Raw genomic sequence first — 23560 nt, 5'->3', positions numbered from 1 at the left:
CCCCAGGGGCACGGGCCCGACGCCCCACCCCTCTGAGATCCGAAGGTACGCACGAACAGGGGTGCCCTGCTAGCAAGGAAGGCCGAACTTACCTCTCTGACCTGCGGTTTTGCGGCGAGCTCCGAAATATTCCCGGCGGGGGGAGGCAAAGGGAAAGAACCGGGAACGGAACCGGCCCCCACGGTGAGTCCGTGGGGGCCGGGCGACGCGGGGTGCTGCTGCGCGTCAGAGCTTCTTGGCGCTGCCGGAGGCGGAGTCCTCGGGCTTGGCACCGGCGGGCTTGGCCGCGGCCGGCTTGGCGGGGGCCGGCTTGGCGGGGGCCGGCTTGGCGGGGGCCGGCTTGGCGGGCTTGGCCTCGGCAGACTTGGCGACGACCTTGTTCCCGGCCTCCGCTTTCGCCCCCGCATCCGCGCCCTCATCGGCCGCCGGCTCCACGACGAGCTCCCGCCCGGGGACCCGCTTGGCGGAGATCACGATGTAGGCGACGGCGGCGAGGAAGACCAGGATCGAGGTCCACCCGTTGAGCCGCAGGCCGAGTACGTGGTGGGCCTCGTCGACGCGGAGGTACTCGGTCCAGAAGCGCCCGACGGTGTAGGCGGCGACGTAGAGGGCGAAGGCCCGCCCGTGCCCGAGCCGGAACTTCCGGTCGGCGAAGATCACCAGGGCGGCGACGCCCAGGCACCACAGCGACTCGTAGAGGAACGTCGGGTGGTACGTACCGGCGACGCGCCCGATGGCCGGGTTCGCGTCGATCTTCAGCGCCCACGGCAGGTCGGTGGCCTTGCCGTAGAGCTCCTGGTTGAACCAGTTGCCCCAGCGCCCGATGGCCTGGGCCAGGGCGATGCCGGGCGCGATGGCGTCCGCGTACGCCGGCAGCGGGATCCCCCGGCGCCGGCACCCGATCCAGGCACCGACCGCGCCGAGCGCGACGGCGCCCCAGATGCCGAGGCCGCCTTCCCAGATCTTGAAGGCGTCCACCCAGTTCCGACCCGAGCCGAAGTACAGCTCGTAGTCGGTGATCACGTGGTAGAGCCGCCCGCCGACGAGCCCGAAGGGCACCGCCCACACGGCAATGTCGGCCACGGTCCCGGCCCGGCCGCCGCGGGCGATCCAGCGCTTGTTGCCGAGCCAGACGGCGACGAAGACGCCGATGATGATGCAGAAGGCATAGCCGCGCAGCGGGACCGGTCCGAGATAGACCACCCCGGTCGAGGGGCTGGGAATGTATGCGAGTTCCATGACAGCTACGAACCTACCCTGTGGCGCCGCCGAGTCCCAGAGCGGCCGCCCCGCCCCCTTTACTCACGGTAGGCCCGCGCTCATCGCTCCGACGGAGCGCCGGTCAGCCGCACCGTGGAGAGGATCTTGCGGACGGTGGCGTCCGGCACCTCCTCGACCACGCCCTTCACGCCGTGGAAGGTCCAGGAGGCGAAATCACCGTGGGCGTCCTTGAAGGCGAACGCGGTGGCCTTGCCGTTGTAGTCGCACTTGCCTGTCTTCTCCAGGCCGGTGGAGTAGCTCGTCGCCAGGCTGCCCGTGAGGCCGGACCGGGTCGTGAACGGCTCCGCCGCGCTGGTCTTGATCTTCTTCTTGTCCGGCTGGGTGTACCCACCGTAGATCCACAGACCGGCGTTCCTGCGCGCGGCGTCGTCGGTGTTCTTGGCCCCGATCTCGCCCCGGGAGCCGGCGGCGGCGAGGTGCATGGTGCTGTCGCTGCCGCTCCGGCACCACTCCTCCTTGAGGATCGCCGGGGCCAAGAAGCCGACGATGGCCTCGCCGTCCGGGTCGTCCTGTTCGGAGACGTAGCTGGCCCAGTCGACCGACTTGCGGTCCCAGTCCGGGGGCACGTCGAAGGCGATGCCGCGCTGCGGGTTCACCACGACCTTCCAGCCCGGGACGACCGGCTCCGGATACCCGTCGCCACCCCGGGCATCGCCCGAAGGGCTCGGCGCGGCCGGCCGGGACGAAGCAGAGGCAGTGGGCCCGGGCCCGGCCTCGTCCTTCGTGCCGTCACCGCTCAGCACCACGTACCCGGTGACCCCGCAGGCGATGACGACCACACCGGCCAGGACGACGGAGACAACGGCAGTCCGCCTGCCCCCGTCATCCCGCGGACCGGGCTCCTGCGCCGGCTGCTGGTACGGGTTCGGCTGCTGTTCTGGCCACATGGGGCGCAACGATAGGGGGCGTGATCATGAGGGGGTGAGCCGGGGATGCGGGATGCGTGCGGTCGCGGCTGCCGCTCCGCCGGCGCAAGTGATCAGGCGGCGGTGAGCTGCGGCATGTGTGCCACGTCCCGCGCAAGGTCCTTCAGCCATGAGGGGCTTCGGGGGTGCGGGGGTGCGGGCGATTTCGCGCAATGTGGAGCGAAGCCTTCGGCGGTCGTGGCCGGAGGTCTCGCATTCATTGATCCACCAGGCCCACGACGGATCACGTGGATCGGGTGAGCATCCGCTGCCGCCCGCCGCTGTGCCGCGCGGACAAGGTGCCGTCGGACCCGACGAGCTCGTCCAGGGTCTGCGCCAGCTCCCGCGAGGGCTGCTGCTTCCCGTTGAGCACGCGAGAGAGGTACGAGAGGTCGTAGTTCACCGTGGTCGCCCGAAGGAGGCGACCCAAGCCGTCGCGGGCGAGATCTTCCTGTGCGTGACGCGCACGGCATCGATCTCCGCCGTCGCGAGAAGTGCGAAGCAGAGGTGACTCTATGAGGGCGACTGAGGACGAGGTGCCGACTCCGGCGCAGGAAGGCCAGCCCGAGCCGGAAGCGTCGACTGAAGACGAGCTCCGAGCCGAAGCGGCCGAGGCCGACCGGCGCAGCCGGCGGAGGTGGGAGCCGTGACGAGCGAACAGACCGCCGAGACAAGCGGTTGCCCTGCCCCTCCCCCGGCGTCCGCGCCGCCAAGCCTGCTGGGACATCAAGCGCGAGAGGGCGCGGGCCCCGGCAATCGGCGACCGCGAGGGCGGCGATAGATGTGCACCAGCGGGCGGCGCACGCCGGAGAACGCACGACAGCCCGCCCCGGCGCACCGGGGCGGGCTGTCTTCAGACGGCTGTGCTGAGCCGAGTCAAGCAGATTCGCGGGAACGAAGAAGCTATCGCGAAAGATAGCTAGCGGGATCGACTACGTACGCAATCACTTCGGCGAAATCAGGAAAGAGCAGACTTGAGCCGTCACCCGTCCACCAGAAACGCTCCCGCATTGCACCCTGAGTGTCGATCATAAAGATCCCACTGGTCTCATCCTCATCGACAGACACAGGAGTCAATCTTGCACTAGAAGGAAGTCCCTCATCTTCCAGCGTTCCCATGTCGAGGATCAGCTCCTGGAAAGATTGAGCACGGACCAGGGCTGCACTTTCAGGCCAGTCTCGGCAGCCCAGGATGGGCATCTCGAAGTAGAAGTTCTCCAGCCCGTCACTCACCGAAAGAAATTCCCGATATCTCGGCTCGAGTGCCTGTCCCATGAAACTCTCCAGCTCCGTCAGCTGCTCCCGAGTAGCCGACGGACGGAACTTGATCGGACTGTAGATGCCTGGATCCTGGGCAGCCTCCTGAATCCGCTTCTCAACAAGCTTTGCGATCAGGTCTCGCATACTCTCCACCTCCATCAACTCCGAAAGCCATGGACAGCCAATCCATCACGGCTGCCTATTGATCTGGCATAGCCCATAGGCTCCCACGGACACAGATCCGGATTCATATTCCGTCGTATAGGTGCCGGGATTCTCTCGCACACCGGCATAGTAGAAGCCGGTTGGCTTGTAGCCCACCGGGTACTTATTCGCATATGAACCGACCGTGGAATTCACCTTTCCATCCTGCTGATGCCAGCAGTATGGCTGCTGCTTCCCGGACCATGTCGTGTCAGGAAGGTGACCGGCTACGTTGCCGTTGTACTCGTAGGGCGTACCCTCCAATTCTTTCTTATGTTCAGTCAGATACTTCTTGGCCAGCGAACTGAGTGTCTGATTTCCGACCATCTCCTTGCCGGGTGACACACGTCCCTTCGGAGACCAGTAGCCAGGAATCGCGTTGATAGCCGCTATATGGTCCTTCAGCTCCGCGATTTGAGCGGCAGTGGCCCCCTTGGGCGCACGGAAGCACACAGGCCCGGACATCCCCTTGGAGGCCGTGTCCATCTCGAGGAGCTTGGTGCAGTCCACATCATCGTCGTCCTGGTCGCCACTTCCTCGACCTCCACGAGAGGGGTCTGCACCCGGTGTCGGGTGAGGGGCCTCTGCCGGCTCTCGATTCGGGTCATGCGAGTCGCTGTTGAACAGGTCCAGGATGTGTGCGCCCGTGATGATCGTATTGACCACGTCGCCAGGCTTCCAGCCACCGCCCGGCTCCCAGTCCGGCTTCAGCGGTCCACGATCCGGCGCGGGCTTCGGCTTCTTGCCGTTGTTGGGGTTCTGGTCGATGGGCGGCGGCGGGGGGTGGATCGGGGTGCGGGGGCGGGCTATCGTCCTGCCGTAGCCGCGCGATATGCCTCGATAGGTGGGACGGTAGGTCGGCTCCCAGTAGTCTTCCGGCTCGTAGTATCCGCCGCCTTCTTCCTCGTCCCAGATCTGGGTGTTTCGTTCTTCGAGGCCCCTCCAATAGAAGCGATCAGCCTGCGCGTTGATACTGCTTGCCATGCTGTCGCTGTAGTCCCAGCCGAAGTCGTAGACATCGGTGTCCGTATTTGTGTATCCGCTGGAAGAACTTCCCTCCCAGGACAGGGCGTCGTTCAGGTTCTCCGCCAGGTCTCCGCAGTAGGCCATGCAGGCGCCGATGAGCGCAGAGCCGCCCAGCCATGCCAGCTCGGCTTCTCCGATACAGGCATCCCAGAAACAGTGCCCCGACAGGTCCGTTCCGTTGAGCGGCGAGGCATTGCCGTAGGCGTAACGGTTTGCCTGAACCGACGGACTCGGGTCGAGCTGCCATGTGTCACGGGCCGCGAAGCGTCCCGTGGCCGGCTGGTACCAGCGGGAGGCCATGTTGACCTCGCCGCTCGCCGGGTCGGTCCAGCCGGACTGATAGCCCAGCGAGGAACGCGAGCCGGCCTTGGAGCGAACCATGCCGAACGGGTCGTACGAGGCAGAGCCCACGACCTTTGCACCGTCGGGTGACAGGCCGGCGACCACATCCGTGTGCTGGTCGGTCACCGACCGCTGCGCGGTCGTGCCGTCCGTGCTGCCGAGCAGTGCGCCGCCCGGCGTCCGGCTGTAGGTGCTGGAGCCGTCCGAGACCAGGTTGTTGGAGCCGCCGTCGTACGTGAAGGCGGTGTCACCGTGCCGGCTCACTCGGTCGAGCGAGTCGTAGGTGAATCTCGTGTCCCCGTCGGCGATGCGGCGCTCGAAGGCGTCATGGGTCAGCGAACGCTTGCTGCCGCCCGCGTCGACGGACGAGAGCGTGCCACGCGGCGTGTAGCCGTACCGGGTCGTGCCGTCCGTCAGCTGACGGTTGGCCTCGTCGAAGGTGGCGGTGGAGTCACCGGCCTTGACGCGGTTGCCCGCGTCGTCCCACGTGTACGACGTGGTCTTCCCGTCGCCCGTCCAGGACGCCAGACGCCCGGCCTTGTCGTATGCGTACGTTTCCTTTCCGGCGCCCGCGACGCCGCTGGTGGTCTTCGTGGTGAGACGGTTGTCCAGGTCGTAGTCGTACGCGGTGGACATGAGCTCGGTCGTGCCGTCCACGCCGGTGACCTTGGACCCGGTCAGCCGGCCGAGCTGGTCGTAGACGTAACCCCGTCGGCCACCGGGCTGCCAGTTCGTCGCGCCGGCGGGCTTGGCGGCGTACTGCTCCTGCAGCACACGACCGGCCGCATCGTAGGCGGTGATCGTCTGGCCGCCGGTGACGGCGTCCTCGGTGCGGTTCAGACGGCCTGCGGCGTCATAGCCGTAGGTGCTGGTTCCGGACTTGTCGGTCCGGGACGTCATGTTGCCGTCGTTGTCGTAGGTGTAGGTGGACTTGCCTCCCGGCCCGTTGGTGGTCAGCAGCTGACCACGGTCGTTGTAGGTGTAGGTGTTCGGGTTGAGGACGTCGCCCGAGCCGACCTTGGTGAGACGGCCCGCCGGGTCGTGCTCCAGGACCCGGTCGGTGGTGGCGGCCTCGGCGCCCGTGCCCGTCTCCTTGGTCAGCCGGCCCTGCACGTCGTAGGTGCTGTGTCGCTCGACACCGCCGGGCAGAAGCTCGGCCACGTTCTGGCCGGCTGCGTCGTAGACCTTGGTCCACGTGCGGTCGGCAGGCTTCGGCTGCGCCGCCGTCGCGGGCTCGATCGTGGACTCGGGCAGGCCCCACGGTGTGAAGGTGTAGGTCGTGGCGTTGCCACGGCCGTCCGTCAGGCGCGTGCGGTTGCCCATCACGTCATAGCCGAACGCAGTGGTGATGGACTTGCCGTCGGCGACGGGCTCGGCCTGCTGCGTCATCCGGCCCAGGGCGTCGTACGCGAAGGTCGCCTTCGATCCCGAGGCCGAAGTGGCGGAGACGCGATTGCCGTCGGCGTCGTACTCCACAGCGGTCGAACGCAGAACGGTGTCACCGGTGCCGTAGTCGGCCGTGCCGACCGCACCGCCGAAGCCGTCGTAGCGCGTGACGCTCTTCCGGCCCGTCGCGTCGACGGCCTGGATCCGGCGCCCCAGGGCGTCGTACACGAACTTCGTCGCCCCGCCGCCGGGCTCGATGGTGCTCAGGACCTCGCCCGCCACGTCGTACGTGGCCGATGTGACCAGGCCCGCCGGGCTGGTGGACGTCGTCTGGTTGCCCGCGTCGTCCCAGGCGTAGCGCGCTGTCAGGTTCTGCACCGACGGGTAGCGCTCGACGGTCGTGGCCGTCAGCTTCCGGCCCAGCTCGTCGTACGTGGCCTCGGTCCGCGCGCCGGTGGGCCCGGTAGCGGAGAGGCGCAGGCCCGTGGGCGTCCAAGTGAAACGATTCGCCTTGTCGTCGAGTGTCGACGGTTGCTGCAAGGTGCCGGCGTCGCCGCCGAGATTGGCGTTGAGCAGGCTGGTCGCCGGGAGCGACTGCCGGATCAGGTGGCCCAGTTGGTCGTAGGCGTAGCTGACCGTCCGGCCCAGCGGGTCGGTGGTCGCCGTCTTGCGGCCCACGGCGTCATAGACGACCCGGGAGACGGCGGTGATCTTCTCTCCGCCGGGCGGGGTGTAGTCGGGCAGGGTGACGGCGGTGGCCCGGCCGAGCTTGTCGACCGTGGTGCGGGTCACCGACCCGTTCGCGGCGCGGGCCTCGGTGGCCTCGCCGAAGGTGTTGTACCCCCTGAGGGTGCTGGGCTTGACGGCCTGGGGCTGCTGGCCCGGCTGCTCGGCCTGGACCTGCGGGGCGGTTTGCTCCACGAGGCGGCCGAGGGCGTCGTAGCGGTTGGTGGTGGTGAAGGCCGCCGCGTCGGCGCCGGTCTCGTTGCCGCGCGGGGTCGTCGACGTGACGGTCAGACCCCGCTGGTCGTAGGCGAACTTCGCCGTACGCGAGCGGTCGCCGTCGACGGCGGTCTGGGTGAGCCTGTTGCCTGCCTTGTCATAGGTGAAGCGCTGCGTGCTCAGCGCGGTCTTCTGCTCGACGGGCCGGTCGGCGTCGTCGTAGGCGTAGGACGTCCAGCGGTTGAGGCCGTTGGGGTCGAGCACGCTGCGCGTGACGCGGCCCGTGGCGTCCAGCTCGTTGACGACGGTGGCGGTGCCGCCACCGGCCGTCTGCTGGATCAGGTTCCCTGCTCCGTCATAGGTGTCGGCCTCCAGCACGATGTCGTGCTTGCTGCCGTCGGCCCGGGTGACGGCCTTGGCCGTCTTCGAGGCGAGGGTTCCGTCGTCGTAGTAGGTGAAGGCAGTGACGGCTCCCATGGCGTCGGCCGTCGAGGCCAGACGGCCCACCGGGTCGTACGCGTGGGAGGCGACCACCAGATCCTTGGGGTCGCCGGAGGCGTCGCCCTTCCACGACTTGAGAACCGTTTCCGCGAGGCGGCCGCCCGGCGTGTAGCGGAACTCGTACGTCGTACCGAGGGCGTCGGTCGTACGGGACGTGCGGCCGAAGACGTCGTAGGCGACGACGGTGTCGTTGCCCTCGGCGTCGGTCGTCTTGTCCCCAAGGCCGTGCTCGTCGTAGTGGTGGGTGGTGGTGCGCTTGGCGTCACCGCCCGTGGTGTCCTCCGTGGATTCGGTCAGCAGCTTGCCGTCGGGGTCGAAGGCGCGCGTGGTCTTCGCGGTATGGGTGACGCCCGTGATCTCGTTCTTCACCGCAGCGCCCGTCTCGGAGACGATCCGGGACATGGCGTCGTAGGCGAAGGCCGTGGTCACACCGTCCGGCCGGCTGTCCGAGACCTGCGTCTCGGAGATCTTCCGGCCGATGCCGTCGTAGGTGTAGCGCGTGACCAGCCCGGACGGGGCCGTCGCCTGGGCGAGGTCGCCCTGCGCGGTGTAGCCGTATTCCGTGACGGCCCCGCCGGGAGCGGTGGTCGTCCGGACCAGGCCGGCCGGGACGGTGCCACCGCCGACGGCGGGTTCCTGCCCGCCGGTGTACGCCGTGACCGACTTGCGGCCGTCCGCGAGGACCGTGGTGTCCGGGAGACCGAGCGCCGTGTACGTCGTCGACGTGCGGTAACGGTCGTCCCGGGCGCTCGTGGAGCGGGCGTCGCGGGTCGCCGTGGGCTTGTCGTTGCGCGGGTCGAGCGGGTCGGTGGTGTTCAGGTAGTAGTCGGTGAAGGACGTCCAGCAGGAGTTGGCGTCACGGCAGGTGGTCTTCGAGACCGTGTTGCCGCGCGCATCGTGTCCGGTCACGGCGAAGTGCCCGTTGGGGTCGGTCACCGTGTGCAGGAAGCCGCCGGTGTCGTACGTGTAGGTGGTACGGCCCCCTTCGGCGTCCGTCGCGGTCACCGGGCGCTGGCCGCGCAGGGCGTCGTAGGAGACGCTGCTGGTCCTGCCCGCCGGGTCGGTGACGCTGATGGTGGACGTCAGCGAGGACACGCCGGAGTAGCGCATCGCCCGGTAGTGCTCGCCCACCTGATCCTCGGTGAGCTCCTTCGGGTAGAAGGCAGCCTCGTCGAGGTCACCGGTGAAGTACCGGGTACCCGGCTTCTGACCGTCCCAGCCCTCGCTCGAGTAGCCACCGCCCAGGTATGTGTGGGCCATGGTTTCCGGCTTGGACGGCTCGTTGAGGCCGCCGACCTTCGTACCGTCCAGGTAGAGGGACTGGCTGGTGCTGCCGCCGGTGATGACCACATGGTGCCACTCGTTGTCGGTGACCGCCGTGCCCGAGACGACCGGCTTCCCGGAACCGCCGTGCCAGAGCTGACCGCGCAGCTTGCCGTCGGCGTCGATGAGCAGGCTGGGGTTCCAGTCGGTGGGTGTCTTGCCCAGCTCCGTGTTCTGCAGGCCCAGCAGCACACCGCTCGGCTTACTCGTGCGGAACCACATCTCGGCCGTCATGGCCGGGGTGTTGCCCATGACTCCGAACGGCAGCTCGACCCAGCCGTCCCCGGCCAACGTCACCGCGCCGTTGTCGCCGGGCCCGAAAGCGCCCGTGGCGCCGAGCCCGGCCTTGGCGTAGGTGCCGTCACCGGCGTACACGGCGGCCTTGCTGTGGGCCTTGTCGCCGCTGGTCTCGTCCAGGCGCCAGTAGCCGGAGGGCGCGTCGGCGGTGACCGTGCCCCGGTAGTGGCCGCCGTCACCGGAGACCAGGCCGGTGCGCGAGCGGTAGTGCTCGGCGACCGTGGCGTCGGTCAGCTCCTTGGTGTAGAACGCCACCTCGTCCAGTTGGCCGGTGAGATAGCGAGTGCCGGCGCTCTGGCCGTCCCAGCCCTCACTGGAGTGGCCCGCGCCCAGGTAGGCGTGGTCCAGTGTCTCCGGCTTGGCGGCACCGGCCAGGGAACCGACCTTGGCGCCGTCGAGATAGAGCGTCTGCCCACCAGTGCCTCCGGTGAGGACCGTGTGGTGCCACTCGTTGTCCGTGACCTTCTTGCCGGAGACGATCGGCTGCCAGGAGCCACCGTGCCACAGCTGGCCGCGCAGCTTGCCGTCCGAATCGACCAGCAGGCTCGGGTTCCAGTCGGTCGGCTGCTTGCCCAGCTCCGCGTTCTGCAGACCCAGCAGGACACCTTGCTTCCCCGTGCGGAACCACAGCTCGAAGGAGAGCGAGGTGGCCCCCTTGAGCGGGTCCGTGGGGACCTCCACGGCACCCGACGCCCCGTCGAGCGTCACCGAACCGTCGTCGCCGTCGGAGAAGGCCCCGACCGCGCCGAGCATCACGCCGTCGCGGTAGGAACCGTCCGCGCCACCGCTGATCTCGTTGGACGCAGTGGAACCGCTGCGGTCACCGAGCCGCCAGTACTCGACGGGCCCGGACGTGCGGACCGTGTCGGCGTACGCCGCCGAGCCGGCGGAGTAGGAGGGCGCAGAGACCTTCCATGTGCCGCCCTTGTCGTCCGTGGTCTCGGTGACGCGACCGGTGCCGGTGTCGTAGGTGACCTGGGCGTGGACGCGTCCCGACGGAAGGGTGACCTTGGTCAGCCGGCCCGACGCGGCGCGGGCACCGTAGTGCTCGGCGACGGTGGTGGCGTCCAGGGACTGGTGGTAGACGGCCACCTCGTCCATGAGACCGGTGAAGTGCCGGACGCCGGCGGCCTGGCCGTCCCAGCTGGTGCTGGAGTAGCCGGCACCCAGGTAGGTGAAGGACTGCTTGCGGTGGTCGATCGGCCCGGTCAGCGAGCCGACCAGGACACCGTCGAGGTACAGCGACTGTGTGGTGCCGGCCGAGGTGAGCGCCGCGTGGTGCCAGGTGTCGTCGTTGACGGCGTTGCCGCTGACGATGGGCTGGACCCTGCCGGTCCAGTACTGCCCGACCAGCTTGCCCGCGCTGTTGACGGAGAGGGCGGGGGTCCAGTCGTTGGGCTGACCGTCGGCAAGGCGGCCGTCCTGGAAACCGACCAGCACACCAGGCTTGGTGGTCTTGAACCACAGCTCAGTGGTGAGGAAGGTCGACGTCCGCAGGGTGTCCTCGGGCAGCTCGACATAGGAGTCGGTGCCGTCGAAGGAGGCTGCCTTGTCGCTCGTGCCCGCCACGGCTCCCGCCGCGCCCACCTTCACGTCCCGGTAGAGGGCCTGGTTGAGGCCGGTGCGGGAAGGAGCGTCGCTCGCGGCGATCGCACCCTGGGACTCGCCCAGCCGCCAGTAGGAGACGGGATTCTGGTCGAGCACCATGCTGCGGTAGAGCGAGCCGTCGCCGTACTCGTAGACCGTGCACTTGTCGGTGGTACCTGGCGGGCAGACCTTGGTGAGGCGGTCTCCGGTGTAGGTGTACGCCCACGTCAGACCGTCCGCGCCGGGGGCCGTGCCCTTGGCGGTGGCCGTGGCGACCTTGCCGCCGCTCCAGGTGAAGACGAGCGACCTCCCGGAGAGCACGTCGCGGGCCTCGGTCAGCTTGCCGTCGGTGTAGGTCAGCCGCTGCTCCCGGCCCACCCCGTCAGTGATCTTCGTCAGCCGACCGGAGGAGTCGAAGGAGTACGTGCTGGCCGACTTGTCGCGCAGCACCCAACCGCCACCACTGACGGAGGTGAGAGTGATCGGGCCACCGGCGGGAGCAGCGTAGGTGCCGTCGGTGTTCCGGCCGAAGCGGACGCGGCTGCCACCGGCGGTCGTGACCACGACATTGCCGGTGCCCTCGGCGACCGCGCGCATGTCCCATCGGGTGGACCAGCCGCTGCCGAAGACATTGTCGCTGCGCGGGTCGAGCGAGTTGTACGTGCGGACCACGGACAGCTCCGGTCCCACGGTGGGGACGGAGGCGTCGGTGGCGGCTGTAGCGTAGTTGCCTGACCGGCTGCCGAACTCATGGCCGCCGTCGCCACCGAGGTGGGCGGTCACAGCGGGCTGCGGGACCTGTGTGGTGAAGTACGCCGGACCCGGACGGTTGGACGTGTCCTTGCCGTCGTAGGCATAGGCGTACCAGGCGTAGTTCTTGCTCCACGACAGCCAGCCGCTGGGTACGGCCCACTGCTGGGCCGTACCGCGGTCGCTGCTGCGGCAGTTCTTCCGGGCGTCCTTGCCCTCGACCTCGCAGACCTCGAAGGAGTACTGCAGGCTGCCGGACGGAGAGTGGTCCTCGTCCTTTCCGGATGCCCAGAGGTTCGGGGTCAGGGAGTTGAGCATCGCACCGCTGGCGGGCGACTCGGCCGTGAGCTGCGGCGGAAGGTTGACGGCGGCGAACTTGATCGCCGATCCCGGTACGCCTTCGCTGGTGAACCTGGGGCCGTCGAGGACGTCCATGGTCCACACCAGGGTGTAGGTGGCGGGCTGGAGCGCGGCGATCTTCGCGTCGAGAGTGACGCTCTGACCGGGCGCGACGTCCTGCGGCATCGGGGTCCAGGCGACGTGCGACGCGTCGTTGTACTCCTTGCCCGACTCGTCGTACAGGTTGTAGCGCAGCTGGATCTTGCCACCCCTGGTCCAGGTGTCCTGACCCTGGTTGGTGACGGTGACCTTCATGGATCCCTGAGAGGTGGCCGTCACCGGCTTGGTGAAGTCACCGACCTTGTACGTGGCTCCGTACCGCGTCCAGGTGACGTCCAGGCTCGGCTTCCCGTTCGGGTAGTCGTCGGAGCCGAACTGCTTCCACGCCTTGGAGTCCGATTCCGATGCCTTCACGGCGAGGCCGTAGTTCTTCTTGCGGCCGTGGGTCCAGTCGTCGACGAGCTGACGGCCGTCCGAGCCCAGCCCCATCGACTCCCACGCGGCGCCGCAGGCCCACGTCTCCGTGTTCGGCGGACGCCAACCGTGCGCGAAGCTCTTGGAAGCGAGCGACGATCCGGTCGCCGGGCCGGGGTACGACTTCGTCGAGGACTCGGCCCAGTCGGAGGTGATGGGGTGTACGGTCACCGGCCGCGCGTCGCAGGAGTACGACCACGTGTTGTAGAGGGCCAGCTTGGCGTCGAGCACCCAGGCGTTCTTGAGCGAGCTCTCCACGCCGTCGAAGCGCAGGAACGACGCCGCCTTGTGCGACCCTCCGTCGTACGTGCCGGCCTTGAGGACCGTGTCGCTGGAGAAGTCGGTGTTGTACGGCGCCTGGACATACGTTCCGGATGTGGCGTCGATGCCCTTGACCGACGGGTCGACCTTCACCGGAAACACTCGCTCCGGCGCGCTCAGCCAGTCCTTGTCGAGCGAAACCACCAGTACGTGGCGGCCGTTCTCCGTGTCCAGCGCGTAGCGGACACCGGAGGAGATCTCACCCTGGTTGGCGTTCTCCGCCAGGTGCGAGTCCTCCATCCAGCCCGCCGGCATCCGGGCGCGCATGTGGGCGTCCTTGTCGACGAACACCACTCCGCCCTGGTCGTCGAGCTTGGCGGTCAGACCGTCCGTCAGGAGCGGGAAGCGCCATTCGGTCGGCGCGTCCTTGCTCTTGAGGAGGAGCGTCTCCTTCACGGAGTCGCTGCCCGCGATGTACTGCAGGTCCGCGGCCTGGCGAACGTCGGGGTAGGTGATGACGCTCCCGTCGACCTTGCCCGGCGCGGAGGTGCTTCCCGAGAGGCCGTAGCCCAGCGACGGACCGTCGCTCAGCTTCATGCTCATCACCGGGCTCGCGTCCGCCGTGGGGGCGAAGCTGATGGCAGCCGCGGTCGAGCGGGTCTCCCACAGCGGTCCGGCCTGGCTCGCCACACGAAGGCCACGGTCGGAGCGGACCAGTGTGGAGTCGATCGGCTTCCAGGAGCCGTCGCGATCCTTGAAATGAACGGGTTCGTTGTAGAAACGGGTGGTGTAGGTGCCGTTCTCGTTGAGGAAGGTGCGCCGACGCTCCTGCCGCCCGGCGGGCACCTCCTTGCTCGTCTTCTCCGAGAAGCCCTGTGGCGTCGGGGTGTCCGGGGCCTTGGCCTGCTCCGCCTTGCCCATCGTGGGCTGCTGGGGCTTGCCACCGAGCTCACGCTCGGTCAGCTTGTGTTCGGCCGGCAGCTGGCCCGGGGCTTCCAGTGCTCCCGGACGGCCGCCCGTGGCCGCGGCTTCGGTGGCGCCCCCAGTAGCCCGGTGGCCCCGGCCGGCCGCGGATCCCCATAGTTGATCGGGAGCTCCAGGACTGCCTGGTGAACTTCGATTCCATTGATCGACTGCCAGCGCGACCTGCTCGGTCCCGCACAGCAGGGCCATGACAAGCGCCATGGCGAAGGATATGTGACGTGTAAAACGCACGACTTTCCCTAAGGAGTGGACAAAAATCGCCCATGTCTACTACTTAGGCGATCTTCACTCAACCCCATAAGGGATATAACGGTCCCTCAATGACCGGAATTTGCAATTCCATTACACATCCGGAATCTCAAATTCCGGCCATCCATGGACAATCCCTCGCAGGCGACCCCTACTTCTGCGCCTCCGCCACCATCTGCCGGAACTTCTCCGGCGTCAGCGGCTTCGTCGGGTCGTCGTACAGGCTCTTGCCGTTGAGGATGACCGTGGGGGTGCCGCGGAGGCCGGAGGTGGTGAAGTTGTCCTGGGACTTCTGGACCCAGCTGTCGTGGGTGCCCTCGTTGACGCACTTCTCGAAGGCCGGGGTCTTCAGGCCGTCGACCTTGCCGGCCAGTTCCAGCAGGCGGGCCTTCTTGCCGTAGGCGTCGTCGGTCTCCGGCGGCTGGTTCTTGTAGAGCTCGTCGTGGTAGGCGAGGAACTTGCCGGCGTCCTGGGCGCAGGCCGCGGCGTTGGCGGCGTTGACGGAGCCGGTGCCGTGGAGGTTCTTGTCGATCAGGGCGACCAGGTGGTACTCGGCCTTGAGCTGGCGCTTGTCCTGCAGGTCGTGGATGGTGTCGCGGAAGCCGTTCTCGAACTGGCCGCAGCCCGGGCAGCGGAAGTCCTCGTAGACGACCAGGGTGGCCTTGGCGGCCTGGTCGCCGACCGGGATGGCGAGGGCGTCCTTGCCCACCGCGCCCTGGGGGGCGATCACGGGGCCGGACGCCTTGCGCTTGTTGTCCTTGCCGCTCGTGGAGCCTGCCACCAGGGCCGCGATGCCGGCGCCCGCGCCGAGGACCGCCACCACCACGACGCCCGCGATCAGGGTCCGCTTGCGCTTGGCCCGGGACTCCTCCTGCTGGCGCTGTTCCTGCAGGCGCTCGCGGGCGCTGCGCTTTCCGTCGCTGTTCTTCTGGCTCACGTCCCGGTACAACGAACCGGGGGTGCGCACCAGCGCACCCCCGGCCGTCGTTTCCTTCAAAAGAGTTACGCGCGCTTGCGCACGCCCTCCGCCAGTTCGCCCGCCAGGGTGCGGACCGCGGCGAGGCCGCTGTCCAGGTCGGGTGCCTCCAGCAGCCGCTTGACGAAGGCCGAGCCGACGATGACGCCGTCGGCGAACTGGGCGACCTGGGCCGCCTGTTCGGCGTTGGAGACGCCGAGACCGACGCACACCGGCAGCGACGTCATGGCGCGGGTGCGGCGGACCAGGTCCTGGGCCTCCTGGCCGACCGACTCGCGCGTGCCCGTCACGCCCATCAGGGAGGCGGCGTAGACGAAGCCGCTGCCCGCTGCCGTGATCTTGGCGAGGCGGTCGTCGCGGCTGCTCGGCGCGACCACGAACACCGTGGCCAGGCCGTGCTGTTCGGCGGCCTTGCGCCAGACCTCGGACTCCTCGACCGGCAGGTCGGGCAGGATGCAGCCCGCGCCGCCCGCTGCCGCGAGGTCGGCGGCGAAGCGCTCCACGCCGTAGGCGTCGACCGGGTTCCAGTAGGTCATCACCAGGACGGGCGCACCGGTGATCTCGTGCGCCTCCTTGACCGTGCGGAGGACATCGGTGATCTTGATGCCGCCGCGCAGGGCGATGTCGTCGGCGGTCTGGATGACCGGGCCGTCCAGGACCGGGTCGCTGTGCGGCAGGCCGACCTCGACGACGTCGCAGCCGCCGTCGAGCATGGCCGTGATGGCCCGTACGCCGTCGGCGACCGTCGGGAAGCCCGCGGGGAGGTAGCCGACGAGCGCGGCGCGGTTCTCGGACCTGGCGGCGGCCAGGACCGAGTTCAGCAGTTCGATGTTGCCCGCCATTACTCGGCCCCCTCGGCAGCGTTGTCGTACAGCCCGAAGTAACGGGCCGCCGTGTCCATGTCCTTGTCGCCGCGGCCGGAGAGGTTGACCAGGATCAGCCCGTCCTTGCCGAGCTCGCGGCCGAGCTCCAGGGCGCCGGCCAGCGCGTGGGCGCTCTCGATGGCCGGGATGATGCCCTCGGTGCGCGAGAGCAGGCGCAGGGCCTGCATCGCGGCGTCGTCGGTGACGGCGCGGTACTCGGCGCGGCCGATGTCCTTGAGGTAGGAGTGCTCGGGGCCGATGCCCGGGTAGTCGAGGCCCGCCGAGATGGAGTACGGCTCGGTGATCTGGCCGTCCTCGTCCTGCAGGACGTAGCTGCGGGAGCCGTGCAGGATGCCGGGGGTGCCGGCGGTGAGGGTGGCCGCGTGCTCGCCGCTCTCGACTCCGTGGCCGCCCGGCTCGCAGCCGATCAGCCGGACGCCCTCGTCGGGGATGAAGGCGTGGAAGAGGCCGATGGCGTTGGAGCCGCCGCCGACGCAGGCGACGGCCGCGTCCGGCAGCCGGCCGGCGCGCTCCAGGATCTGACGGCGGGCCTCCACGCCGATGACGCGGTGGAAGTCGCGGACCAGCGCCGGGAAGGGGTGCGGACCGGCGACGGTGCCGAAGAGGTAGTGCGTGCGGTCGACGTTGGCGACCCAGTCGCGGAACGCCTCGTTGATGGCGTCCTTGAGGGTGCGGCTGCCGGACTTCACGGCGATGACCTCGGCGCCGAGCATCCGCATGCGGGCGACGTTGAGCGCCTGCCGCTGGGTGTCGACCTCGCCCATGTAGATGGTGCATTCGAGGCCGAAGAGGGCGCAGGCGGTGGCGGTGGCCACGCCGTGCTGCCCGGCGCCGGTCTCGGCGATGACGCGGGTCTTGCCCATGCGCTTGGTGAGCAGCGCCTGGCCCAGCACGTTGTTGATCTTGTGCGAGCCGGTGTGGTTGAGGTCCTCGCGCTTGAGGAAGACGCGGGCGCCGCCCGCGTGTTCGGCGAACCGCGGCACCTCGGTGAGGGCGCTGGGACGGCCGGTGTAGTTGACCATCAGGTCGTTGAGCTCGGCGGCGAAGGCGGGGTCGGCCTTGGCCTTCTCGTACTCGGCGGCGACCTCGTCGACGGCGGCGACGAGCGCCTCGGGGATGAACTTGCCGCCGAACGCGCCGAAGTAGCCGGCGGCGGTGGGCACCGACCCCTCGGGGTCGGGAACGAAGAAGTCAGAGGACACGGAGGTACTCCTCAGCGGATCTGTGGGCGATCCGGGTGACGGGCGGGCGGTCGGACGCGAACGCCCGCCGCCGGTGGCCGCCTCCTGCCGCACGGCGGGAGGGGGCGACGGCGCTGCACCCGGCGATGACGGGAAGCTACAGCTCGGCGCTGCGGCGCCATCGCATCCCGTTGATCTGGCCCGGCTCACAGCCGATGTGGTACCGCACGCGACGCCCGAGTATGCGGCGCGCGGGCGCACGGCAGCCCCGGGGGCGGCACCCCCGGGCCAGACGCGCGTACGCCCTCATGGCTCGGTCAGCCCCGTCCGTGCTGCCGCAGGGCCGGGTGGGCCCCGGCCGCGACGAGGTCGGCGACGGCGCCCTTGGGGTCGCGGCCGGTGACGAGGGACTCGCCCACCAGCACGGCGTCGGCGCCCTCGTTGGCGTAGGCGATGAGGTCGTGCGGGCCGCGCACGCCGGACTCGGCGATCTTGATGATGCCGTCCGGGATCTCGGGGGCGACGCGGGCGAAGGTGCCGCGGTCGACCTCCAGGGTCTTGAGGTTGCGGGCGTTGACGCCGATGATGCGGGCGCCGGCGTCCACCGCGCGCTGGACCTCCTCCTCGTCGTGCACCTCGACCAGCGGGGTGAGCCCGATGGACTCGGCCCGCTCGATGAGGGAGACGAGGGCCTCCTGCTCCAGCGCGGCGACGATCAGCAGGGCGAGGTCGGCCCCGTAGGCCCGCGCCTCCCACAGCTGGTAGGCGGTGACGATGAAGTCCTTGCGCAGGATCGGGATGTCGACCTTGGCGCGGACGGCCTCCAGGTCGGCGAGCGAGCCGCCGAAGCGCCGCTGCTCGGTGAGGACGCTGATGACGGCCGCGCCGCCCGCCTCGTAGTCCGCGGCGAGGCCGGCCGGGTCGGCGATGGCCGCGAGCGCGCCCTTGGAGGGGCTGGACCGCTTGACCTCGCAGATCACGCTGACGTTCTCGCCGCGCAGGGCGGCGACGCCGTCGCGGGCCTGCGGAGCCTTGGCCGCGCGTTCCTTGAGCTCGTCGAGGCTGACGCGCGCCTGCCGCTCCGCGAGGTCGGCACGGACTCCGTCGATGATCTCGTCGAGCACACTCACGCGAGCGGCCCCCTTCCGGACTCGGCTGGTCTGGACTGGTGCGGCTCGGCACGAACCTACCAGGCAACTGCGATGGTACTTGCCGGAGGGCGAAGGTTTCGCATCCGGTTGACGCAGGTTCCTGCCATCCGAACCCGCGAGTAACTCCTCAGGGTGCCAGCACGGCCCCGAACGGGAGGTTCCGCACCGTCGTGAAGGCGAGGACGATCCCCGCCAGCACCCACCAGTGTTTTGCCCGCAAATCGACCGGCATACCCCCACCCGTCCGTACTGCCCTGACCAGCCACGCCCCCCAGAGCACGGCGAAGACGGCATAACCGGCGACGGCCAGGGCGTTGGCGCCCAGCGCGGTGACGACGTCGCCGTGCGCCAGCGCGTGCAGGCCGCGCAGGCCGCCGCAGCCGGGGCAGTACAGGCCCGTCCAGCGCAGCAGCGGGCAGGCGGGGTAGCGGCCGGGCCGGTTGGGGTCCACGACGGCGACCCAGGCGACGGCCGCGCCGAGGCCGGCCGCCACGCCCAGCGGCGCGGCCAGCCGGGCCGCCGTACGGGCGCGGCGCGGGCCGCGGGCAGGAACACTCACACAGCCGAGTGTCGGCCGGAAAGCACGAAGGCGCAGCTCAGGGCCCGTGTTCTTACGACCGTACGGGCCCGGGCCGCGCCTAGGCGGGGGCAGGAAGGGGTCAGACCTTCTGCGCCTGGGGCTTCGGGGCGCGCTTGGGGGCCTGGCCCATGCCCATGGAGCGCATGACCAGACCGACGACGCCGCCGAGGGCGACCACGACCATGCCGGCCCAGAAACCGGCGGGCTTCGCCATCACGACGAACGCGCCCGAGATGCAGAAGCCGATGAAGGCGATGGTGACGCCGGTCCAGGCGGCAGGGGTGTGGCCGTGGTCGCTAGCCGACATGAGTTGACTCCTCGTTGCTGTGACGCGCCTGCGGGCGCAGAGATCGCTCGGGGTCATTCTCCCCGACGCCCCGGGCCGCCGTGCGCCGGGGTTGGCCGTGTGTCACCGGCCGGTTCCGCCCGTGGGATCCTCGCCGCGGTCGAGGGCCTTCCACAGCTCCTCGGGGCGGTCCGGGTCGGGGGCGGTCCGGGTGCGGCGGGGGCGGGGCGCGCCCTCGCGCTCGTAGCGGCCGGACATGGCGGGCCAGTGACGGCCGTAGCGCAGGGCGAGCAGTCCGGCCAGGAGCAGCAGGACGCCGCCGGCGACGGCGACCCAGGGCCAGGCGGTGTGGCCGACGTTCTCGATGGAGGCGCGGGTGAGGCCGGAGACCTTGGCGGCCTTCTCCTCCAGGGCGGCGGTGTCGTCGGCGCCGGTGAGCGCGGCGACGACGATGCCGGCGCCGCTCAGTGCGAGCAGCACGGACACCAGCGTGCGGCCGGCGCCGCGCACGGCGAAGACGGCGACCAGGGCGGCGAGGGCGACGATGGCCAGGGCGCCGGGCAGGGCGGTGACGTCCTGGCCGCTGGCGTGCTCCGGGACGCTGCTGCCCTCGGCGACGGGGGCGGTGCCCTCGGACCAGGTGCGGCCGCCGGCCAGCAGGACGAGCGCGGCGCCGGCCGCACTCAGCAGGAGGGCGACGGCGACGCTGCGTCGGGCGCCGCCCGCGGAGTGCGGGGCGGCGGCGGGGCGGGGATGGGGTACGGCTGCGCTCACGGTTACCACTATCCCCTGTCGGCCGGGGGCCGCGCCCACGGGGGCGTACGTCGGCCGTACGCCCCCGTGGGGTACGGCCGACCTAGTGCCCCGGCCGGCCGAGGCGGTTCGCCGTGTTCACCGCCCTGAGGACGGCCGCCGCCTTGTTGCGGCATTCGGCGTCCTCGGCGGCCGGGTCGGAGTCGGCGACGACGCCGGCGCCCGCCTGGACGTAGGCGGTGCCGTCGCGCAGGAGCGCGGTGCGGATGGCGATGGCGGTGTCGGAGTCCCCCGCGAAGTCGAGGTAGCCGACGCAGCCGCCGTAGAGGCCGCGCCGGGTGGGCTCCAGCTCCTCGATGATCTGCATGGCCCGGGGCTTGGGGGCCCCGGAGAGGGTGCCGGCCGGGAAGCAGGCGGTGAGCACGTCGAAGGCCGTGCGGCCCTCGGCCAGCCGGCCGGTGACCGTGGAGACGATGTGCATCACGTGGCTGTAGCGCTCGATCGCCATGAAGTCGACGACCTCGACGCTGCCGGGCCGGCAGACCCGGCCGAGGTCGTTGCGGCCGAGGTCGACGAGCATCAGGTGCTCGGCGCGCTCCTTGGGGTCGGCCAGCAGCTCCTCGGCGAGCGCCGCGTCCTCCTGCGGGGTGGCCCCGCGCGGGCGGGTGCCGGCGATGGGGTGCACCATCGCCCGCCCGTCCTCGACCTTGACCAGCGCCTCGGGGCTGGAGCCGACGACGTCGAACCCGTCGAAGCGGAACAGGTACATGTACGGGCTCGGGTTCGTCGCCCGCAGCACGCGGTAGACGTCCAGCGCGGAGGCCGTGCAGGGCGTCTCGAACCGCTGCGAGGGCACGACCTGGAACGCCTCGCCCGCGCGGATGCGCTCCTTGATGTCGTCCACGGCCGCCATGTAGTCGGGGCCGCCCCAGCGGGCGGTGTACTCCGGCAGCTCCGAGGGCGGCAGGGCGGTGGGGTCGGTGGGGACCGGGCGGCACAGGTCGGCGGCCATCGCGTCGAGGCGCGCGACGGCGTCGGCGTACGCCTCGTCGACGCCGGTCGACAGGTCGTTGTGGTTGATCGCGTTGGCGATCAGCAGGACGGTGCCGTTCCAGTGGTCGAGGACGGCGAGGTCGGAGGTGAGCAGCATGGTCAGCTCGGGCAGGTCCAGGCCGTCGGCACCGCCGGGGTGCTCGCCGATCCGCTCCAGGCGGCGGACGATGTCGTAGCCGAGGTACCCCACCATGCCGCCGGTGAAGGGCGGCAGTCCGGCGCCCTCGATGAGGTCGCGCGGGGTGTGCAGGGCCTCCACCGTGGTCTTCAGGGCGGCCAGCGGGTCACCCGTGGTGGGCACGCCCACGGGCGGGGTGCCCAGCCAGTGGGCCTCCCCCTCGCGCACGGTGAGGGTGGCGGCGCTGCGGACGCCGATGAAGGAGTAGCGGGACCAGGTCCGGCCGTTCTCCGCGGATTCCAGGAGGAACGTTCCGGGCCGTTCGGCGGCGAGCTTGCGGTAGAGGCCGACGGGGGTGTCCCCGTCGACGAGGAAGCGGCGGGTGACCGGGATGACCCGGCGGTCCTTCGCCAGCGTGCGGAAGGTGTCGGCGTCGGGGGTGACATCCCCGCCGGACCCGTGGGCGACAGATGCGGACGTGGCAGCCATGGCAGCGGAGCCTACTGTCCCAGCGGGAGGGTGTCGGCGTCGAAACAGGTGCGGGTGCCCGTGTGGCACGCCGGGCCGACCTGGTCGACCTTCACCAGGAGGGTGTCCCCGTCGCAGTCCAGGGCCACGGACTTCACGTGCTGCGCGTGCCCGGAGGTGTCGCCCTTGACCCAGTACTCCCGGCGGCTGCGGCTCCAGTAGGTGCAGCGGCCGGTGGTGAGGGTGCGGTGCAGTGCCTCGTCGTCCATCCAGCCGAGCATGAGCACCTCGCCGGTGTCGTACTGCTGGGCGATGGCGGGGACCAGGCCGTCGGCGCTGCGCTTGAGGCGGGCGGCGATGGCGGGGTCGAGAGCGGAGCCGGCCGAGGGGCCGGAGGAGGGGGCGTTGCCGGTCATGGCCCCATTCTGCCCCCTCGCGGGCGGCCGGGGGCCGCGGTCGCAGCTTGCTGCCAGGGATGCCAACACGCCTGGGCCGGGTGGGCGTGGCCCCGCCGGGGGGCGCGGCCGTAGGCTGACGCCATGTCAACTCACGCCCAGCGCGAACGTCTGCTCCTCGCCGACCTGTTGGAGACCGTGGGCCCCAACGCGCCCACGCTGTGCGCCGGCTGGCGCTCCCGCGATCTGGCCGCGCACGTCGTGGTGCGCGAGCGGCGCTCCGACGCGGCGGCCGGCATCGTCTTCAAGCCGCTGGCCGCCCGCCTGGAGCGCGTACAGGCGGAGTTCGCGGGGAAGCCGTACGAGGAGCTGATCCAGCTCATCCGCACCGGCCCGCCGCGCCTGTCGCCGTACGCCCTCAAGCAGGTCGACGAGGCGGCCAACACCGTCGAGTTCTTCGTCCACACCGAGGACGTGCGCCGCGCCCAGCCCGAGTGGTCGCCGCGCACCCTGGACCCGGTCTTCGCGGACGCGCTGTGGAGCCGGCTGGAGCGGACGGCACGACTGCTGGGGCGCAAGGCACCGGTGGGGCTGGTGCTGCGCCGGCCCGACGGCCGCACGGCGGTCGCCCGCCGGGGCACGCCCGTGGTGACGGTCACCGGGGAGCCCGGGGAGCTGACCCTCTTCGCCTTCGGCCGCCAGGACGCCGCCACGGTGGAGCTGGACGGCGGCGAGGACGCGCTGGCGAAGCTGCAGAAGGGGACACTGGGAATCTAGAGGCTCGGGGGCCGTCCGGGGGGATCCAGGGATCCGGAGAAAGGTGCCCATCATGGCTTACCGCAGCGGAACCTATGCGTACGGCGACCGCGGCGGCGCACCGCCGGCGGGAGCGGACACGGGCGTCTCGCTGGGACTCCTGCTGCTGCGCCTCATGCTCGGCATCATCATGGTGGGACACGGCACGCAGAAGCTGTTCGGCTGGTTCGACGGGCCCGGGATCGACGGCGTCGCGAAGGGCTTCGCCGCGCTGGGCTATCCGGCGCCGAAGGCGATGGCCGTCATCGCCGGGCTCAGCGAGACGCTGGGCGGCCTGGGGCTCGCCCTGGGGCTGCTGACGCCGCTGGCGGCCGCGGCGGTGCTGGGCACGATGGTCAACGCGCTGGGCGTGACGTGGGACGGCGGGTTCTTCCTGCCGAAGGGGGTGGAATTCACCCTTTTGGTCGCCTTGTCGGCCACGGCTTTGGCGCTGACGGGGCCGGGGCGGTACTCGGTGGACCACCACGTGCCGGTGCTGCGGGAGAACCGGCTGGTGTACGGGGTGGCGGCGATCGTGCTGGCGTTGGTGGCGGGGGCCGTGTTCCTGCTGATCCGGCACTAGGGCGGGGGGCCGGGCTTGCCCTGGTACTCAAAGAGCCGGACGGGCCGAAGAACAGCCCGTCCGGCGTTCGAGGACGAAAGCCCCGCGGGCTAGGCCGTGTCCGCAAAGTCCCGCCTGGCCCGCGACTCCCCCAGCTACCGCTGGGAGGCGCCCCCAGCACGCACGC

The 23560-nt window shown here is 70.2% G+C and carries 16 protein-coding genes and 1 pseudogene; 2 read left to right on the top strand and 15 right to left on the bottom strand.

Features of this window, described 5'->3' with window-relative positions:
• Positions 1-225: 225 nt before the first annotated feature.
• The 15 genes and pseudogenes from lgt to hisI all read right to left on the bottom strand — a co-directional run bounded on the left by lgt (position 226) and on the right by hisI (position 22037).
• On the bottom strand, positions 226-1239 hold the full coding sequence (gene lgt / locus IE182_RS17540) for a prolipoprotein diacylglyceryl transferase (RefSeq protein WP_190110790.1): 1014 nt from the start codon (positions 1237-1239) through the stop codon (positions 226-228).
• A gap of 80 nt (positions 1240-1319) precedes the next feature.
• Positions 1320-2168 carry a DUF8017 domain-containing protein gene (locus IE182_RS17535; RefSeq protein ID WP_190110789.1) on the bottom strand — a complete coding sequence of 283 codons (849 nt, stop codon included), beginning with the start codon at positions 2166-2168 and terminating at the stop codon, positions 1320-1322.
• 262 nt (positions 2169-2430) lie between these two features.
• The gene (locus IE182_RS17530; RefSeq protein ID WP_190110788.1) at positions 2431-2589 is read right to left on the bottom strand and encodes a hypothetical protein; all 159 of its coding nucleotides are present in this window, start codon (positions 2587-2589) and stop codon (positions 2431-2433) included.
• A 500-nt stretch (positions 2590-3089) separates the two neighbouring features.
• A complete protein-coding gene (locus IE182_RS17525) occupies positions 3090-3590 on the bottom strand; it encodes an SMI1/KNR4 family protein (RefSeq protein ID WP_190110787.1) in 501 nt (166 codons plus the stop codon).
• Positions 3591-3635: 45 nt separating this feature from the next.
• Positions 3636-14123 (bottom strand): LamG-like jellyroll fold domain-containing protein, encoded by a 10488-nt coding sequence (locus IE182_RS17520; protein ID WP_229844897.1) that lies wholly within the window; start codon positions 14121-14123, stop codon positions 3636-3638.
• Between the two features lie 199 nt (positions 14124-14322).
• Entirely contained in the window at positions 14323-15168 is an 846-nt protein-coding gene (locus IE182_RS17515; RefSeq protein ID WP_373303578.1) for a DsbA family protein, read from the bottom strand.
• A gap of 5 nt (positions 15169-15173) precedes the next feature.
• The gene (trpA, locus tag IE182_RS17510) at positions 15174-15989 is read right to left on the bottom strand and encodes a tryptophan synthase subunit alpha (protein ID WP_190110786.1); all 816 of its coding nucleotides are present in this window, start codon (positions 15987-15989) and stop codon (positions 15174-15176) included.
• Positions 15989-17233 (bottom strand): tryptophan synthase subunit beta, encoded by a 1245-nt coding sequence (gene trpB / locus IE182_RS17505; protein ID WP_190110785.1) that lies wholly within the window; start codon positions 17231-17233, stop codon positions 15989-15991. Before trpB ends, trpA begins: the two co-directional genes overlap by 1 nt.
• 136 nt (positions 17234-17369) lie before the next feature.
• Positions 17370-17591: pseudogene (gene trpM, locus IE182_RS32795) on the bottom strand (tryptophan biosynthesis modulator TrpM); the annotation flags it as partial.
• Entirely contained in the window at positions 17530-18342 is an 813-nt protein-coding gene (gene trpC / locus IE182_RS17500; RefSeq protein WP_190110784.1) for an indole-3-glycerol phosphate synthase TrpC, read from the bottom strand. The gene trpC and the pseudogene trpM, both read right to left, overlap by 62 nt.
• Before the next feature lie 148 nt (positions 18343-18490).
• On the bottom strand, positions 18491-18922 hold the full coding sequence (locus tag IE182_RS17495; RefSeq protein WP_190110783.1) for a DUF2752 domain-containing protein: 432 nt from the start codon (positions 18920-18922) through the stop codon (positions 18491-18493).
• A 100-nt stretch (positions 18923-19022) separates the two neighbouring features.
• On the bottom strand, positions 19023-19250 hold the full coding sequence (locus IE182_RS17490; protein ID WP_190110782.1) for an HGxxPAAW family protein: 228 nt from the start codon (positions 19248-19250) through the stop codon (positions 19023-19025).
• Between the two features lie 102 nt (positions 19251-19352).
• Entirely contained in the window at positions 19353-20003 is a 651-nt protein-coding gene (locus tag IE182_RS17485; protein ID WP_190110781.1) for a TIGR02234 family membrane protein, read from the bottom strand.
• A gap of 82 nt (positions 20004-20085) precedes the next feature.
• Positions 20086-21642 carry an anthranilate synthase component I gene (locus IE182_RS17480; RefSeq protein ID WP_190110780.1) on the bottom strand — a complete coding sequence of 519 codons (1557 nt, stop codon included), beginning with the start codon at positions 21640-21642 and terminating at the stop codon, positions 20086-20088.
• A gap of 11 nt (positions 21643-21653) precedes the next feature.
• Positions 21654-22037, bottom strand: a complete 384-nt coding sequence (hisI, locus tag IE182_RS17475) for a phosphoribosyl-AMP cyclohydrolase (RefSeq protein WP_190110779.1) — start codon at positions 22035-22037, stop codon at positions 21654-21656.
• A 123-nt stretch (positions 22038-22160) separates the two neighbouring features.
• Here hisI and IE182_RS17470 point away from each other — a divergent pair, with 123 nt between their 5' ends.
• Both IE182_RS17470 and IE182_RS17465 read left to right on the top strand, forming a co-directional pair.
• A complete protein-coding gene (locus IE182_RS17470; protein ID WP_190110778.1) occupies positions 22161-22793 on the top strand; it encodes a TIGR03085 family metal-binding protein in 633 nt (210 codons plus the stop codon).
• A 52-nt stretch (positions 22794-22845) separates the two neighbouring features.
• The gene (locus IE182_RS17465; RefSeq protein ID WP_190110777.1) at positions 22846-23394 is read left to right on the top strand and encodes a DoxX family protein; all 549 of its coding nucleotides are present in this window, start codon (positions 22846-22848) and stop codon (positions 23392-23394) included.
• The last annotated feature ends 166 nt before the right edge of the window (positions 23395-23560 follow it).

It is taken from the genome of Streptomyces cinnamoneus (assembly GCF_014650495.1).
Lineage (GTDB): Bacteria > Actinomycetota > Actinomycetes > Streptomycetales > Streptomycetaceae > Streptomyces > Streptomyces cinnamoneus.
The sequence above is the reverse complement of the archived record's forward strand: the minus strand, read 5'-3'. Positions and strand labels throughout refer to the sequence as shown.

What these genes read in the sequence shown, in the direction of transcription:
- hisI (WP_190110779.1), bottom strand. Translation starts at nt 22,037, where the DNA reads ATGACCGGCAACGCCCCCTCCTCCGGCCCCTCGGCCGGCTCCGCTCTC.
- trpA (WP_190110786.1), bottom strand. Translation starts at nt 15,989, where the DNA reads ATGGCGGGCAACATCGAACTGCTGAACTCGGTCCTGGCCGCCGCCAGG.
- IE182_RS17480 (WP_190110780.1), bottom strand. Translation starts at nt 21,642, where the DNA reads ATGGCTGCCACGTCCGCATCTGTCGCCCACGGGTCCGGCGGGGATGTC.
- IE182_RS17535 (WP_190110789.1), bottom strand. Translation starts at nt 2,168, where the DNA reads ATGTGGCCAGAACAGCAGCCGAACCCGTACCAGCAGCCGGCGCAGGAG.
- IE182_RS17490 (WP_190110782.1), bottom strand. Translation starts at nt 19,250, where the DNA reads ATGTCGGCTAGCGACCACGGCCACACCCCTGCCGCCTGGACCGGCGTC.
- IE182_RS17520 (WP_229844897.1), bottom strand. Translation starts at nt 14,123, where the DNA reads ATGGCGCTTGTCATGGCCCTGCTGTGCGGGACCGAGCAGGTCGCGCTG.
- lgt (WP_190110790.1), bottom strand. Translation starts at nt 1,239, where the DNA reads ATGGAACTCGCATACATTCCCAGCCCCTCGACCGGGGTGGTCTATCTC.
- IE182_RS17465 (WP_190110777.1), top strand. Translation starts at nt 22,846, where the DNA reads ATGGCTTACCGCAGCGGAACCTATGCGTACGGCGACCGCGGCGGCGCA.
- IE182_RS17525 (WP_190110787.1), bottom strand. Translation starts at nt 3,590, where the DNA reads ATGCGAGACCTGATCGCAAAGCTTGTTGAGAAGCGGATTCAGGAGGCT.
- IE182_RS17470 (WP_190110778.1), top strand. Translation starts at nt 22,161, where the DNA reads ATGTCAACTCACGCCCAGCGCGAACGTCTGCTCCTCGCCGACCTGTTG.